The 14,342-nt window shown below is 60.3% G+C and carries 12 protein-coding genes; 7 read left to right on the forward strand and 5 right to left on the reverse strand.

Annotated features, from left to right (window positions below):
• Nucleotides 1-6: 6 nt before the first annotated feature.
• Both KGB20_RS18055 and KGB20_RS18060 read left to right on the forward strand, forming a co-directional pair.
• Nucleotides 7-2,493 (forward strand): circularly permuted type 2 ATP-grasp protein, encoded by a 2,487-nt coding sequence (locus tag KGB20_RS18055; RefSeq protein WP_154861118.1) that lies wholly within the window; start codon nt 7-9, stop codon nt 2,491-2,493.
• Entirely contained in the window at nt 2,493-3,383 is an 891-nt protein-coding gene (locus KGB20_RS18060) for a transglutaminase N-terminal domain-containing protein (RefSeq protein WP_150813607.1), read from the forward strand. Before KGB20_RS18055 ends, KGB20_RS18060 begins: the two co-directional genes overlap by 1 nt.
• 224 nt (nt 3,384-3,607) lie before the next feature.
• Here KGB20_RS18060 and KGB20_RS18065 read toward each other — a convergent pair whose 3' ends face one another.
• Together KGB20_RS18065 and KGB20_RS18070 are read right to left on the reverse strand one after the other, a co-directional pair.
• Entirely contained in the window at nt 3,608-3,787 is a 180-nt protein-coding gene (locus tag KGB20_RS18065) for a hypothetical protein (RefSeq protein ID WP_057712230.1), read from the reverse strand.
• Nucleotides 3,788-3,855: 68 nt separating this feature from the next.
• A complete protein-coding gene (locus tag KGB20_RS18070; RefSeq protein ID WP_057712229.1) occupies nt 3,856-4,443 on the reverse strand; it encodes a TIGR00730 family Rossman fold protein in 588 nt (195 codons plus the stop codon).
• 344 nt (nt 4,444-4,787) lie between these two features.
• Here KGB20_RS18070 and azu point away from each other — a divergent pair, with 344 nt between their 5' ends.
• Nucleotides 4,788-5,234, forward strand: coding sequence for an azurin (gene azu / locus KGB20_RS18075; protein ID WP_057712228.1), 447 nt, complete (start codon nt 4,788-4,790; stop codon nt 5,232-5,234).
• 174 nt (nt 5,235-5,408) lie between these two features.
• Here azu and nadE read toward each other — a convergent pair whose 3' ends face one another.
• The 3 genes from nadE to KGB20_RS18090 all read right to left on the reverse strand — a co-directional run bounded on the left by nadE (nt 5,409) and on the right by KGB20_RS18090 (nt 8,584).
• Nucleotides 5,409-6,236, reverse strand: a complete 828-nt coding sequence (gene nadE, locus KGB20_RS18080; protein WP_057712227.1) for an ammonia-dependent NAD(+) synthetase — start codon at nt 6,234-6,236, stop codon at nt 5,409-5,411.
• 4 nt (nt 6,237-6,240) lie between these two features.
• Complete coding sequence (gene pncB, locus KGB20_RS18085; RefSeq protein ID WP_090452834.1) at nt 6,241-7,467, reverse strand: nicotinate phosphoribosyltransferase; 1,227 nt, start codon at nt 7,465-7,467, stop codon at nt 6,241-6,243.
• A gap of 205 nt (nt 7,468-7,672) precedes the next feature.
• Nucleotides 7,673-8,584 carry a LysR family transcriptional regulator gene (locus KGB20_RS18090; RefSeq protein ID WP_150813606.1) on the reverse strand — a complete coding sequence of 304 codons (912 nt, stop codon included), beginning with the start codon at nt 8,582-8,584 and terminating at the stop codon, nt 7,673-7,675.
• Nucleotides 8,585-8,758: 174 nt separating this feature from the next.
• Here KGB20_RS18090 and KGB20_RS18095 point away from each other — a divergent pair, with 174 nt between their 5' ends.
• The 4 genes from KGB20_RS18095 to KGB20_RS18110 all read left to right on the forward strand — a co-directional run bounded on the left by KGB20_RS18095 (nt 8,759) and on the right by KGB20_RS18110 (nt 14,341).
• Nucleotides 8,759-10,249, forward strand: coding sequence for an aldehyde dehydrogenase family protein (locus KGB20_RS18095; protein WP_102669255.1), 1,491 nt, complete (start codon nt 8,759-8,761; stop codon nt 10,247-10,249).
• A 157-nt stretch (nt 10,250-10,406) separates the two neighbouring features.
• Nucleotides 10,407-11,690 (forward strand): NAD(P)/FAD-dependent oxidoreductase, encoded by a 1,284-nt coding sequence (locus KGB20_RS18100; protein WP_057712223.1) that lies wholly within the window; start codon nt 10,407-10,409, stop codon nt 11,688-11,690.
• 362 nt (nt 11,691-12,052) lie between these two features.
• The gene (locus tag KGB20_RS18105; protein ID WP_008048115.1) at nt 12,053-13,186 is read left to right on the forward strand and encodes an ABC transporter substrate-binding protein; all 1,134 of its coding nucleotides are present in this window, start codon (nt 12,053-12,055) and stop codon (nt 13,184-13,186) included.
• 240 nt (nt 13,187-13,426) lie between these two features.
• Nucleotides 13,427-14,341, forward strand: coding sequence for an ABC transporter permease subunit (locus KGB20_RS18110; RefSeq protein ID WP_007979705.1), 915 nt, complete (start codon nt 13,427-13,429; stop codon nt 14,339-14,341).
• Nucleotide 14,342: the final 1 nt, after the last annotated feature.

Consider the following 14,342-nt stretch of genomic DNA (forward strand, 5'->3'; position numbering starts at 1 on the left):
CTTTCCATGCCTGACCTGCTAGACCGCTACCCGCTGACGGCGGGCACCTATCACGAACTGCTCGACGACAGTGGCGCCGTGCGCCCGCACTGGCGCCGGCTGTTCGAACAGTTGCAACGCAGCACGCCGGCACAACTGGTGCAGCGTCAGGCCCTGCTGACCCGGCAGATTCAGGAAAACGGCGTTACCTATAACGTCTATGCAGACCCCAAGGGCGCGGACCGGCCGTGGGAGCTGGACCTGCTGCCCCATGTCATCGCGGCTGAGGAGTGGCAACAGTTGTCGGCCGGCATCGCTCAGCGGGCGCGGTTGCTCAATGCCGTGCTGGCTGACCTTTACGGTCCGCAACGGCTGATCGCCGAAGGTCTGCTGCCCGCCGAGCTGGTGTTCGGTCACAACAACTTCCTTTGGCCCTGTCAGGGCATCAGTCCGCCTGACGGAGCCTTTCTGCATCTGTATGCCGTGGATCTGGCGCGCACACCCGATGGCCGTTGGTGGGTGACGGCGGATCGTACCCAGGCGCCTTCAGGAGCCGGGTATGCGCTGGAAAACCGCACGATTGTGTCCCGGGCCTTTCCCGAGCTGTACCGTGATCTGAAAGTGCAGCACCTGGCCGGGTTCTTCCGCACCTTGCAGGAAACCCTGGTCCGTCAGGCCCCGAGTGACGGAGACGCACCGTTGGTGGTGCTGCTGACACCGGGGCGTTTCAACGAAAGCTATTTTGAACATCTGTATCTGGCTCGTCAGCTCGGTTATCCGCTGGTGGAGGGCGGCGACCTGACGGTGCGCGATGCCACGGTCTACCTGAAGACCCTGAGTGGCCTGCGTCGGGTCCACGCGATCATGCGCCGGCTCGACGATGATTTCTGCGACCCGCTGGAGCTGCGTACCGACTCGGCCCTTGGTGTGCCGGGGCTGCTTGAGGCTGTGCGGCAGGGGCGGGTGCTGGTGGCCAACGCCCTCGGCAGCGGTGTGCTGGAGTCGCCTGGTCTGTTGGGTTTCCTGCCGAAGATCAATCAATTCCTGTTCGGCGAAGAACTGATCCTGCCGTCCATCGCCACCTGGTGGTGCGGCGAAGCGCCGGTATTGGCCCAGGCCCTGGAGAAACTTCCAGAGCTGCTGATCAAACCGGCGTTTCCGTCCCAGAGCTTTGCACCGGTATTTGGCCGTGATTTGAGTGATAAGCAGCGCAACGAGCTCGCAGAGCGCATGCAGGCGCGTCCTTATGCCTATGTGGCGCAAGAACTTGCGCAATTGTCCCAGGCGCCGATCTGGCAAGCCGAAGACGGTCAACTGCAACCCCGTGCCATCGGCATGCGCGTGTATGCAGTGGCCAGCCGCGAGGGATATCGGGTACTGCCCGGTGGCTTGACCCGGGTCGCCGCCCAAGCCGATGCCGAAGTGGTGTCGATGCAGCGCGGCGGCGCCAGTAAAGACACCTGGGTGCTGGGCGATCGTGCGCCGAGCGGCGAACAATGGAAGGCCCAACGCAACATCGGTGTGCATGACCTGGTGCGGCGCGATCCGTACTTGCCGTCGCGGGTGGTGGAAAACCTGTTCTGGTTTGGTCGTTATTGCGAGCGTTGCGACGACAGCGCCCGTTTACTGCGCATCATGCTGGCGCGCTATGTCGACGGCGACGACCCGCAAGCCCTGCAGGCAGCGGTGGACCTCGGCGAACGGCTGATGTTGCTGCCCGAGGAGGGCGAGTTGCCGGAACGCCTGTTGGCGGCGCTGCTCGGCGATGACTGGCCGTTCAGTCTGCGTTCCAACCTGCAACGCTTGCAGTGGGCTGCTTCGCAGGTGCGCGGCAAGCTCTCGCGGGAAAACTGGCAGGCGCTGGTGGAGTTGCAGCGCGAAGCCATGGAGCTGGAAACCGAAGAGCCGGATTTCGGTGAGTTGCTGGATTTTCTCAATCGTCTGGTGATGTCCCTGGCGGCGCTGTCCGGCTTTGCCCTGGACGACATGACCCGGGATGAAGGCTGGCGTTTCCTGATGATTGGTCGGCGAATCGAACGCCTGCAATTTCTCAGCGGCAGCCTGGCGGCGTTCCTGCGGGGCGCCGGGGTTTTCGATCAGGCCGGGCTGGAGTGGTTGCTGGAGCTGGGCAACAGCAGCATCACTTACCGTTCTCGATACCTGGCGGTGGCGCAGCTGATCCCGGTGCTCGACCTGCTATTGCTCGACGAGCAGAACCCTCACGCCGTGTTGTTCCAATTGAAACTGGTGACCCGCACACTCAAACGCCTCAACGATGACTTTGGCGTGCCGCGTGAAGCAGCGCTGCCGCAATTGGTCGAGCGTCTGGCGCGATTCGATCTGGGCTGCCTGGAAAACCCGCTGTTCGGCGACGCGAGTGTTCGCGCTGCCATCGAGGGGCTGGCCGCGCTGCTGCAAGAGATCGCCGACGCCAGCGGGCAGGTTTCCGATCGCCTGGCGCTGCGGCATTTCGCCCATGTCGATGATGTCAGCCAGCGCACGGTGTCCGTCTGATGAGCGCTCACTACCAGATTTTCCACGACACCCATTATCACTACGACAGCCCGGTGTCCCTGGCCCAGCAACTGGCGCATTTGTGGCCGCGGCCTTGTGCCTGGCAGCGCTGCACCGACCGGCAATTGCAGATCAGTCCGCAGCCGACCTCGCGCCGCGATGAACTGGATGTATTCGGCAATCCGCTGACCCGGCTGGCGTTTGAACGTCCTCATGATGAGCTGCTGGTCAATGCCAGCCTCACGATCGAGGTACTTCCCCGGCCCGTGCTGGACTTCAATCTTTCACCCCCATGGGAAGACACCCGTAGCGCGCTGACTTACAGCAGTCAGCCGCTGTCGCCCGAATTGCTTGAAGCCTGCCGTTACCGCTTCGAATCACCTTACGTGCATCTAAAGCGCAACTTCGTCGAATTTTCCGAGAGCTGCTTCCCGACGGGGCGGCCGCTGTTGCTCGGCGTTCAGGCTTTGATGGAGAAAATCTTCAGAGAGTTCACCTTCGATGCCGAAGCGACTCAGGTGGCGACGCCGCTGGTAGAAGTGTTGGAGCGTCGGCGCGGGGTCTGCCAGGATTTTGCCCACCTGATGCTCGCCTGCGTACGCTCCCGGGGCTTGGCCGCGCGCTACATCAGCGGCTACCTGCTGACCCAGCCACCGCCGGGCCAGCCACGACTGATCGGCGCCGACGCCTCCCATGCCTGGGTGTCAGTGTTTTGCCCGGTGCTGGGGTGGGTGGATTTCGATCCGACCAACAATGTGCAGCCGGCACTGGAGCACATCACCCTGGCCTGGGGCCGGGATTTTTCCGATGTGTCGCCGTTGCGGGGGGTGATTCTTGGGGGAGGGAACCACGACCCGGAAGTTCGGGTGACGGTGATGCCACTGGAGTAACAGGGATCAAAATGTGGGAGCGGGCTTGCTCGCGAAAGCAATTTCATATTCAACAAGGATGTTGCCTGACACTGCGCTTTCGCGAGCAAGCCCGCTCCCACAGGGGATGTGCAGTGGTTTCTGGATAGGGGTGTTTCAGACTGGCCTGTGAGGGTCGGCAGCAAAGCTGCCAACCCTGGACACAGATCCGGTGGGCCTGATCAGATCAACCGGCCCGGAGGTTCTCAGGCGTCGGGCGCCGAGTCTTTCGGTGCATCAACATCGTCTTCTGCCGCCACTTCACCCTCAGGGTTCAGTGTCGCTTCTTCAGCTGTAGCTTTCTTGCGCTGAAGCTTTTCCTCTTTCTTCTGCTCCTTGGCCAAGTCTCTCTGACGTTTGGCGAAGGAATAATTAGGTTTGGCCATGGGCGATCCTCTGGGGTCGAAGGTGAGGTTGAGCGGCGCATATTCTGCCCTGTATCGGTGCCGAGCCGTTAGCTGGGTTTTTGCTCGGCCCATTTTGGCGCTATGGACGGTTGCCAGGCATCCAGAGCATCGAGCAGGGTTTGCGGCGATTCGCTCACTTGCAGCATGTCACGGTGCTGCTCGCGAACGAAGCCTTCGCCGACGATGTGATCAAGAAAAGACGTCAATTTGCTGTAGAAACCATTCACTTCCAGCAAACCCAGCGGTTTGCCGTGGTAGCCGAGTTGGCCCCAGGTCCAGACTTCGAACAGCTCTTCGAGGGTGCCAAGGCCGCCGGGTAGTGCGATAAAGGCATCGCTGAGCTCGGCCATCCGCGCCTTGCGCGCGTGCATGCCATCGACGACTTCCAGGCGAGTCAGGCCGCTGTGGCCGATTTCCTTGTCCTTGAGGCTTTGCGGGATGATGCCGATCACTTCACCGCCGGCCGCCAGGGCCGCATCGGCGACGATGCCCATCAAGCCCACGGCGCCACCACCATACACCAGGGTCAGCTTGCGCTCGGCCAACGCCCGGCCAAGGGCCACGGCTGCTTCGCGGTAAGCCGGGTTGGTGCCGGTGCTGGCACCACAAAATACACAAACGGATGTTAAAGACATGCCTTGCTCCTTGGTCGATCAGGGCCACAGAGTAAAGGCAGGCGCGCGGCACTCCAAGGGCTAGACTTGGTGTTCCGGGGTTTCGTACGTGCCGCTGGCGCCGCAGGCGTAGGCGGCCAGCAAACTGCACAACAAGCTGTTGATCGACATGACAGACATTCCATTTGAAGGGGGACGGCCTGATGATAGGCCCGGGCCAGACACTTGGCCGGTAGATATTTCGCATCGGTGCCATAGCGCGAAAGTTGTATACAATTTTTGATTCAAGTCATATGAACTTGCGAAGTTTTCAGGCAGTCTTCTGTTTATTCGCGATTTCCTTAACCCTGCCTTGGAGATTCACCATGTTTGCCAAACTTGTTGCGGTATCCCTGTTGACACTGGCCAGCAGCCAATTGATGGCTGCAGAGTGCAAAGTCACCGTCGACTCCACCGACCAGATGTCTTTCGACACGAAGGCTATTGAAATCGACAAGAGCTGCAAGACGTTTACCGTGGAACTCAAGCATTCCGGCAGCTTGCCGAAGAACGTCATGGGCCATAACTGGGTGCTGAGTAAAGAAGCCGACATGCAGCCGATCGCCACCGACGGCCTGAGCGCCGGCATCGACAAGAACTACCTGAAGGAAGGCGACGCCCGCGTGATCGCCCACACCAAGATCATCGGCGCCAAGGAAACCGACTCGGTGACCTTTGACGTGTCGAAGCTCGACGCCAATGAAAAATACGGTTTCTTCTGCTCGTTCCCGGGCCACATCTCGATGATGAAAGGCACCGTGACCCTGAAGTAAGACTGACCACCGCGTTATCGTTCATCGCGGGCAAGCCACGCTCCCACAGGGCCACCACCGTACCTGTGGGAGCGGGCTTGCTCGCGAAGGGGCCAGAAGCATCAACGCATGTTTTGGCCAAAGAAAAGCCCGCTGGGGATCACTCCTCAGCGGGCTTTTTCATTCACTCACGCCTCAAGGCGCAAACGGCATCACCCGCTTGTGATGGGTCTTGTTGTAGGTGTCGCAAATGATCCTGAACGCTTCCTCGCGCACCGGGTTGCCGTGCAGGAACGCATCGATCTCGGCATAGGTCACGCCGTGGGACGCTTCGTCCGGTTTGCCGGGCGACAGGTCCTCCAGATCGGCGGTCGGGACTTTCTCCACCAGCGACTCCGGCGCGCCGAAGCTGCGGGCGATGGCGCGGACCTGATTTTTCACCAGGCCACTCAGTGGCGCCAGGTCGCAGGCGCCGTCACCGAACTTGGTGAAGAAACCCATCACCGCTTCCGCCGCGTGATCGGTGCCGATCACCAGGCCATGGGCCGCACCGGCGATGGTGTACTGGGCGACCATACGCATGCGCGCCTTGGTGTTGCCGAGCACGAAGTCCACCGACACCGCATGTTTGCCTTCGAAGGCCGCCACTTCATTGGCCAGTGATTTGACCGCCGGACCGATGTTCACGGTGTGGCGCTCGTCCGGCTTGATGAAATCCACTGAAGCCTGGGCGTCGTGTTCATCGAACTGGGTTTCGTAGGGCAGGCGCACGGCGATGAATTTGTAGGCGGCATCACCGCTGCGCTGGCGCAGTTCACGGACGGCCCGTTGGGCCAGCAGGCCGGCGGTGAGGGAGTCGACACCACCACTGATGCCCAGTACCAGGGTCTTGAGCCCGGAATTGACCAGGCAGTCCTGAATGAAGGTCACCCGCCGGGCGACTTCGGCCTCAAGGGCGGCTTCGTCGGCGAATGGCGGCTGGACCTTGAGCTGTTCAGCAATCTCACGCTGTACGGCTTGCATGAATTCACTCCTTGCTTGATGTACTTGAAAGGGCGGCAGGAACCTGGAAAACGTGTCGCAAGTAAGCGACGAAATTCGGGTCTTTGCAGTGCGTCTTGCCTGGCTCGTCGGAGATCTTCGCCACCGGCTGGCCGTTGCAGGCGGTCATTTTAAGCACGATGCTCATCGGTTCGACACCCGGAATATCACACGTCAGGTTGGTGCCGATGCCGAAGCTGACATTGATCCGACCGCGCAGCGCCCGGAATATCTCCAGAGCCTTGGGCAGGGTCAGGCTGTCGGAGAAAGTCAGCGTCTTGCTCATCGGGTCGATGCCGAGCCTGTGATAGTGGGCGATGGCTTTTTCCGCCCAAACCACCGGATCGCCTGAGTCGTGGCGCAAACCGTCGAAAAGCTTGGCGAAAAACAGATCGAAATCGCCGAGGAAGGCATCAATGGTGATGCAGTCGGTCAGGGCAATCCCCAGCAGGCCACGGTATTCACGGACCCAGCAATCGAGTGCGGCGATCTGGCTGTCGATCAGCCGCGGGCCAAGTTGCTGGTGCGCCATGATCCATTCGTGGGCCATGGTGCCCAGGGGTTTCATGTCCAGCTCCCGGGACAGGTGAACGTTGCTGGTGCCGACGAAGCGTCCGGGGAAATCGTGCTTGAGCACATTCACCACTTCTTCCTGCACGCGGTAGGAAAAGCGACGACGGGTGCCGAAATCGGCCACCTGCAATTCTGACAATTCGTCGCTGCTGGCGTTGGCGCTCAGCCAGTCGAACTTGCGGTAGAGCTGCTCGCGGGCCTGTTCCAACACGACTTCGCGGTAGCGATAGCGGTTGCGCACCTCGCTGACCAGCGCAAGCAGCGGCACTTCGAACAGGATCACATGCAGCCAGGGGCCCCGCAGGCGGATAAACAGTTCACCGTTTTCGAGGCCGGTGTGGATGTAACGCAGGTTGAAGCGAAACAACCCGAGAAAGCGCAGGAAGTCCGGCTTCAGGAAGCTGATGCGTTCCAGAAAGCTCAACTGGTCGGCGCTCAGGCTCAGTTCGGCCAGGCGCTCGATCTGGAAGCGGATTTCCGCCAGGTACGGGCGCAGGTCCTCGCCGTTACGGCAACGAAACTCCCATTCGACTTCGACGTTCGGGTAGTTATGCAGCACCGCCTGCATCATCGTCAGTTTGTAGAAGTCGGTGTCGAGCAGGTTCTGCACGATGCGATCGGCAAACACACTCTCGCTCATAACGGGATCTCCGGCGTTGCAGCGGTATTGATCAGTGGCGCTAGTGGCGCATATCAGAGGGCAGAATTGCCAGCAATTTCTTGGATCACAACAGATCCCTGTGGGAGCGGGCTTGCTCGCGAAAGCGGTTTCACATCCAGCAGTGATGCTGCCTGATACTCAGTCTTCGCGAGCAAGCCCGCTCCCACAGGTACTGCGTGCAACCCTAAATTTGCGACATCTCCGGACTATCGATCTGCTCCAGCATCCACTTCACAAAGTCCCGCACCTTGGGCACTTCTGCCGAGTGTTCCGGGTACGCAAGGTAATAGGCGTCGGTGCTGGGCATTGCATGCTGCCAGGGAATGACCAGCTTGCCGTCGGCCAGTTCCTCTTCCACCAGAAAACGGGGTAACAGCGCCACGCCGCAGCCGACCTGGGCGGCGCGGATGCACATGTAAAAGGTTTCGAAGCGCGGGCCGTGGTAGCTGTGCTCGGTGTGGTAGCCCTGATGGTCGAACCAGTCATGCCAGGCCTGGGGGCGGGAAGCGTTTTGCAGCAGGACCAGGTCAGTCAGTTGCGTCGGATCGGTAAACGGTGTGTCCGGCAGGCTGCCCGGGGCGCACACCGGCACCAGCTCTTCGCCGAACAGCTTCAGGCATTCGGTGCCGGGCCGTGAGCCCTGGCCGAAGTAGAACGCCAGGTCGCTGCGGCCTTGCAGCAGGTCGTCGGCTTCCTGCTCGCTGCACAGGTCCAGGTGGATCGACGGATGCCGCAGGCGCCAGCCTTTCAGGCGCGGCACCAGCCAGCGTGCACCGAAAGTGGGGGGCGTCGAAACCCGCAGGACTTCCGTTTCGCCACCGTAGGAACGCAGGTAATGGGTCGACATCTCGACCTGCGTGAGGATTTTTCTCACCTCAACCAGGTACAGATCGCCAGCCGGCGTCATCTGCAGGCGGCGGCGCACCCGGCGAAACAGCAGGTGCTGCAACAGCTCTTCGAGTTGCGCGACCTGTTTGCTCACGGCGCTTTGGGTCAGGTTCAACTCTTCGGCGGCCCGGGTGAAGCTCAAATGCCGGGTGACGGCCTCGAAGCACTGCAATGCAGCGATCGATGGCAAGTAGCGTTTATTCAGCATGGGCGGTCCTTGGTTCTTATTTCTTATTGCCAGCAATGCACAGCATGAATAAACGGAATGATATCTCTCTTAAAGGTCGTTTGTTGAGTAACCTCCGGGCAGCTAAAACTACAGGTCTGATCAGCCGTGATTTTCCGGCTGCACGTGTTCTGTCTTTTGCTTGAGGAGTGACCCATGGTTGCCGCATTGCTTGATCGTCTAGGTGTGAATCCGGCCCTGTACCAGAACGGCAAAGTGCCGGTGCATTCGCCGATCGATGGCAGCAGGATCGCCGCCGTTAACTGGGAAGGCGCTGCTGAAGTCGAGCAACACATCAGTCGCGCAGATCATGCGTTCGAACTGTGGCGCAAGGTTCCGGCACCGCGCCGTGGCGAGCTGGTGCGGCAACTGGGTGACATCCTGCGTGAATACAAGGCCGACCTCGGCGAGCTGGTGTCCTGGGAGGCCGGCAAGATCACCCAGGAAGGTCTGGGTGAAGTTCAGGAAATGATCGACATCTGCGACTTCGCCGTCGGCCTGTCCCGTCAGTTGTACGGCCTGACCATCGCCTCCGAGCGTCCTGGCCACCACATGCGCGAAACCTGGCATCCGCTGGGCGTTGTCGGGGTGATCAGTGCGTTCAACTTCCCGGTGGCGGTCTGGGCCTGGAACGCCACGCTGGCGCTGGTCTGTGGCAACCCGGTGATCTGGAAACCGTCGGAAAAGACGCCACTGACCGCACTGGCTTGCCAGGCGCTGTTCGATCGCGTGCTGAAGAACTTCAGCGATGCACCACCGCACCTGAGCCAGGTGATTATTGGCGGTCGCGATGCCGGCGAAGCCCTGGTCGATGATCCGCGTGTCGCACTGGTCAGCGCTACCGGCAGCACCCGCATGGGCCGTGAAGTGGCGCCGAAAATCGCCGCGCGTTTTGCCCGCAGCATCCTCGAACTGGGCGGCAACAACGCGATGATCCTCGGCCCGAGCGCCGATCTGGACATGGCCGTTCGCGCGATTCTGTTCAGCGCCGTCGGCACCGCCGGTCAGCGCTGCACCACCCTGCGTCGCCTGATCGCCCATGAGTCGGTGAAAGAAGAAATCGTCACCCGCCTGAAAGCCGCGTACTCGAAAGTGCGTATCGGCCATCCGCTGGAAGGCAACCTGATCGGCCCGCTGATCGACAAGCAAAGTTTCGACAACATGCAGGATGCGCTGGAGCAGGCCTTGAGTGAGGGCGGCCGGGTGTTTGGCGGTGAGCGTCAGCTGCAAGACAAGTTCCCTAATGCCTATTACGTGTCGCCGGCTATCGTCGAAATGCCGGAGCAAAGCGATGTGGTCTGCCACGAAACCTTCGCTCCAATCCTGTACGTGGTTGGCTACAGCGATTTCCAGGAAGCCCTGCGCCTGAACAACGCCGTGCCACAAGGCCTGTCCTCGTGCATCTTCACCACCGACGTGCGTGAAGCCGAGCAGTTCATGTCGGCGGTGGGCAGCGACTGCGGCATTGCCAACGTCAACATCGGCCCGAGCGGCGCGGAAATCGGCGGCGCGTTTGGTGGCGAGAAAGAAACCGGCGGCGGTCGTGAGTCCGGCTCCGATGCATGGCGCGGCTACATGCGCCGCCAGACCAACACCGTGAACTATTCGCTGGAGTTGCCGTTGGCGCAGGGTATTACGTTCGACTAAGTCTCGTGTCGAACAGTGATCCCCTGTGGGAGCGGGCTTGCTCGCGAATGCAATCTGTCAGCCGATATTAATGGTGACTGACATACCGCTTTCGCGAGCAAGCCCGCTCCCACACTGATTTGTGTGGGTGGTTAGGTTTCATTTTCGGAGTCTGGCAATGCCGTTACGCGAAGAGTGTCTGTGGGAAAAACTGACGCCGCAAAGGCCGGACAATTCGGCCCTCAAGGGTGAGGTCACGGTGGATGTCTGCGTCATCGGCGCCGGGTTTACCGGTTTGTCGGCGGCGGTGCATCTGCTGGAGCAAGGCAAGACTGTTTGCGTGCTGGAGGCCCATCGCGCCGGCCATGGTGGTTCCGGGCGCAACGTCGGGCTGGTCAATGCCGGGATGTGGATTCCCCCGGACGAGATCGAAGCCGGGTTTGGCGAGGCGGTTGGCAGCCAGCTCAACCGCATGCTGGGCGCCGCACCATCCCTGGTGTTCAGCCTTGTGGACAAGTACAACATCGATTGCCAGTTGCGCCGGGAAGGCACGCTGCACATGGCGCATAACGCCCGTGGCGAGGCCGACTTGCGCAGTCGTGAAGAACAATGGAAACGTCGCGGTGCGCCGGTGGAATTGCTCACCGGTCAGGCCTGCGAGCAAGCCACCGGCACGAAAAAGATCGCCGCCGCGCTGCTCGATCGCCGTGCGGGCACGCTCAACCCGATGGCCTACACCACGGGGCTGGCCAAAGCGGCCATCGGCCTGGGCGGTCAATTATTCGATCATTCTCCGGTCACCCGACTTGAACGTCAGGGCCAGCGCTGGTCAGTGCAAACCGCCCAGGGTTCGGTCATGGCCGAGAAAGTGGTGATTGCCTCCAATGCCTACACCGAAGGCGACTGGACGGAATTGCGGCGCAATTTCTTCCCTGGTTATTACTATCAGGTGGCCTCGGTGCCGCTGACCGAAGAAGCCGCCCGGCAAATTCTGCCCGGTGGCCAAGGTTCCTGGGACACCCGCCAAGTACTCAGCAGTATCCGTCGAGACAAAGACGGTCGCCTGCTGCTTGGCAGTCTCGGTAATGGCAATCAGAAACCGGCCTGGTTCCTCAAGGCCTGGGCCGACCGCGTGCAGCAACACTATTTCCCGTACCTCAAGCCGGTGGAATGGGAGTGCACCTGGACCGGTTGCATCGCCTTCACCCCCGATCATTTGATGCGCCTGTTCGAACCAGCGCCCGGTTTGGTGGCAGTCACCGGTTACAACGGCCGGGGCGTGACCACGGGCACGGTGGTCGGCAAGGCCTTTGCCGATTACCTGTGTAACGGAAATCCTCAAGCGCTACCGATTCCCTTTGCACCCATGCAGCCATTGGCCGGGGTGGGGTTGCGCAGCTGTCTGTATGAGGCGGGATTCTCGCTGTATCACGCAGGCCAGTGCCTGCGGATCGTGATCTGAATGTTGATTTTTGCAGTGGGAGGCGGCGCTTTTTCGATCTGCGGCTAGCCTGTAGTGGTGCGGGTTGTAGCAGTTCCGCACCAGCAGTGTGCACTTCGGTGACGCACGTTGTTACAGGCTGGTTGCACGTTGTTTAAAGCCGCGGTTGCAATGATGGCGCAGTCGGGTTGCGCCTCAAATAAAAAATGGTTTTACCTTCCGCGGTTTAGACGGTTGCACGCCCAATGAAAATGGGACCGAAACAGTCGAAATAACAAGAAAGCAGCGACTTTTTTCAGAATAAAAAACCGATGGCACGGCCCTTGCTCTGAGCATTCAGTGAAGTCGCAGTGCCAATTAAAAAAACCATGGAGCACCACCTCATGTCCCAGACGTTTTACAAGAAAGGCTTTCTGGCCCTCGCAGTGGCAACTGCGCTGGGTGTTTCTGCGTTTGCTCAGGCTGACATCAAGATCGGCGTAGCGGGACCAATGACGGGCGCCAACGCGGCATTTGGCGAACAGTACATGAAGGGTGCACAGGCCGCGGCCGATGCGGTCAACGCGGCTGGCGGGGTTAACGGGGAAAAAATCGTACTGGTCAAGGGCGATGACGCCTGCGAACCGAAACAAGCTGTGACGGTCGCCAAGGATCTAACCAACCAGAAAGTCGCCGGCGTAGTCGGTCACTTCTGCTCCTCCTCGACCATTCCGGCCTCCGAGATCTACGACGAAGCGGGCATCATCGCGATCACCCCGGGTTCCACCAACCCGGCCGTTACCGAGCGCGGCCTGAGCGCCATGTTCCGTATGTGCGGGCGTGACGACCAGCAAGGCATCGTGGCCGGCGACTACATCGTCGACGTGCTCAAGGGCAAGAAAGTTGTCGTGCTGCACGACAAGGACACCTACGGCCAGGGCCTGGCGGATGCTACCAAGGCTCAACTGGTCAAGCGCGGCGTAACGCCTGTGCTGTATGAAGGCCTGACCCGTGGCGAGAAAGACTTCAGCACCATCGTGACCAAGATCCGCGGCGCCGGCGCTGACGTCGTCTACTTTGGTGGTCTGCACCCGGAAGCCGGTCCTCTGGTGCGTCAACTGCGTGAACAAGGCCTCAAAGATGTCAAGTTCATGTCCGACGACGGCATCGTGACCGACGAGCTGGTGACCACCGCTGGTGGCCCGCAATTCGTTGACGGCGTGCTGATGACCTTCGGCGCCGACCCACGTCTGCTGCCAGACAGCAAGACCGTGGTAGACGCCTTCCGCAAGGCCGGTACCGAGCCTGAAGGCTACACCCTGTACGCCTACGCTTCGGTCCAGACCCTGGCAGCAGCCTTCAACGGCGCCAAGTCCAACAAGGGCGAAGAAGCGGCTGCATGGCTGAAGAAGAACCCGGTCAAGACCGTCATGGGCGAGAAGACCTGGGACAGCAAGGGCGACCTGAAAATCTCCGACTACGTGGTTTACCAGTGGGACAAGGATGGCAAATACCACCAGCTGGAAAAACAGAAGTAAGGGCTGACTCAATCGGGTGAACCCCACGGTTCCCCTGTGGGAGCGAGCTTGCTCGCGATGACGGACTGGCAGGCAACTCATTCGTTGAATGTTAAACCGCAATCGCGAGCAAGCTCGCTCCTACAGGGGGCCGTGGTGGCCTGCCTGATCGTGGCTGACATTGCTCCGACGTATATCTGTATTTTCCTTAGAGGAACCGCACAGCCACATGTGCAGGTTCTCATTGCGTGAGATTGCGTTATGGATGGTATTTTCCTGCAGCAACTGGTCAACGGCCTGACCCTCGGGTCGGTCTATGGCCTGATCGCCATCGGCTACACAATGGTCTATGGCATCATCGGCATGATCAACTTCGCCCACGGCGAGGTTTACATGATTTCCGCTTACCTCGCGGCAATCAGTCTGGCTCTGCTGGCTTACTTCGGTATCGAATCTTTCCCGCTGCTGATGCTTGGCACACTGATCTTCACCATCGTCGTCACGGCGGTGTATGGCTGGGTCATCGAGCGTGTCGCCTACAAACCCCTGCGTAACTCCACTCGACTCGCACCGCTGATCAGTGCGATCGGTATCTCTCTGATCCTGCAAAACTACGCACAGATCTCCCAGGGCGCGAAGCAACAAGGCGTTCCGACTTTGCTCTCGGGTGCCTGGCGCGTTGATATCGGTACCGGTTTCGTTCAGTTGACCTACACCAAGGTCTTCATTCTGGTTGCAGCGTTCGTCGGGATGGGCCTGCTGACCTACGTCATCAAGTACACCAAGCTCGGCCGCATGTGCCGTGCAACCCAGCAAGACCGCAAGATGGCTTCGATCCTGGGGATCAACACCGATCGGGTGATTTCCTACGTGTTCATCATCGGTGCAGCGATGGCGGCCCTGGCCGGCGTGCTGATCACCATGAACTACGGCACATTCGACTTCTATGCCGGCTTCATCATCGGGATCAAGGCGTTCACTGCCGCGGTGCTCGGCGGGATTGGCTCACTGCCCGGCGCGATGCTCGGCGGGATCATTCTCGGGATTTCCGAGTCGCTGTTTTCCGGTCTGGTGAACTCGGACTACAAAGACGTTTTCAGCTTCTCGCTGCTCGTTCTCGTTCTGGTCTTTCGGCCCCAAGGCCTGCTCGGCCGTCCTCTTGTGTCGAAGGTGTAAG

Origin of the sequence: Pseudomonas sp. BF-R-30, from assembly GCF_019956175.1 — a bacterium.
GTDB classification, from domain to species: domain Bacteria; phylum Pseudomonadota; class Gammaproteobacteria; order Pseudomonadales; family Pseudomonadaceae; genus Aquipseudomonas; species Aquipseudomonas jessenii.

Bases quoted from the DNA above. Each gene is read 5' to 3' on its own strand.
- KGB20_RS18055 (WP_154861118.1), top strand. From the start codon at position 7: ATGCCTGACCTGCTAGACCGCTACCCGCTGACGGCGGGCACCTATCAC.
- KGB20_RS18060 (WP_150813607.1), top strand. From the start codon at position 2,493: ATGAGCGCTCACTACCAGATTTTCCACGACACCCATTATCACTACGAC.
- KGB20_RS18065 (WP_057712230.1), bottom strand. From the start codon at position 3,787: ATGGCCAAACCTAATTATTCCTTCGCCAAACGTCAGAGAGACTTGGCC.
- KGB20_RS18070 (WP_057712229.1), bottom strand. From the start codon at position 4,443: ATGTCTTTAACATCCGTTTGTGTATTTTGTGGTGCCAGCACCGGCACC.
- azu (WP_057712228.1), top strand. From the start codon at position 4,788: ATGTTTGCCAAACTTGTTGCGGTATCCCTGTTGACACTGGCCAGCAGC.
- nadE (WP_057712227.1), bottom strand. From the start codon at position 6,236: ATGCAAGCCGTACAGCGTGAGATTGCTGAACAGCTCAAGGTCCAGCCG.
- pncB (WP_090452834.1), bottom strand. From the start codon at position 7,467: ATGAGCGAGAGTGTGTTTGCCGATCGCATCGTGCAGAACCTGCTCGAC.
- KGB20_RS18090 (WP_150813606.1), bottom strand. From the start codon at position 8,584: ATGCTGAATAAACGCTACTTGCCATCGATCGCTGCATTGCAGTGCTTC.
- KGB20_RS18095 (WP_102669255.1), top strand. From the start codon at position 8,759: ATGGTTGCCGCATTGCTTGATCGTCTAGGTGTGAATCCGGCCCTGTAC.
- KGB20_RS18100 (WP_057712223.1), top strand. From the start codon at position 10,407: ATGCCGTTACGCGAAGAGTGTCTGTGGGAAAAACTGACGCCGCAAAGG.
- KGB20_RS18105 (WP_008048115.1), top strand. From the start codon at position 12,053: ATGTCCCAGACGTTTTACAAGAAAGGCTTTCTGGCCCTCGCAGTGGCA.
- KGB20_RS18110 (WP_007979705.1), top strand. From the start codon at position 13,427: ATGGATGGTATTTTCCTGCAGCAACTGGTCAACGGCCTGACCCTCGGG.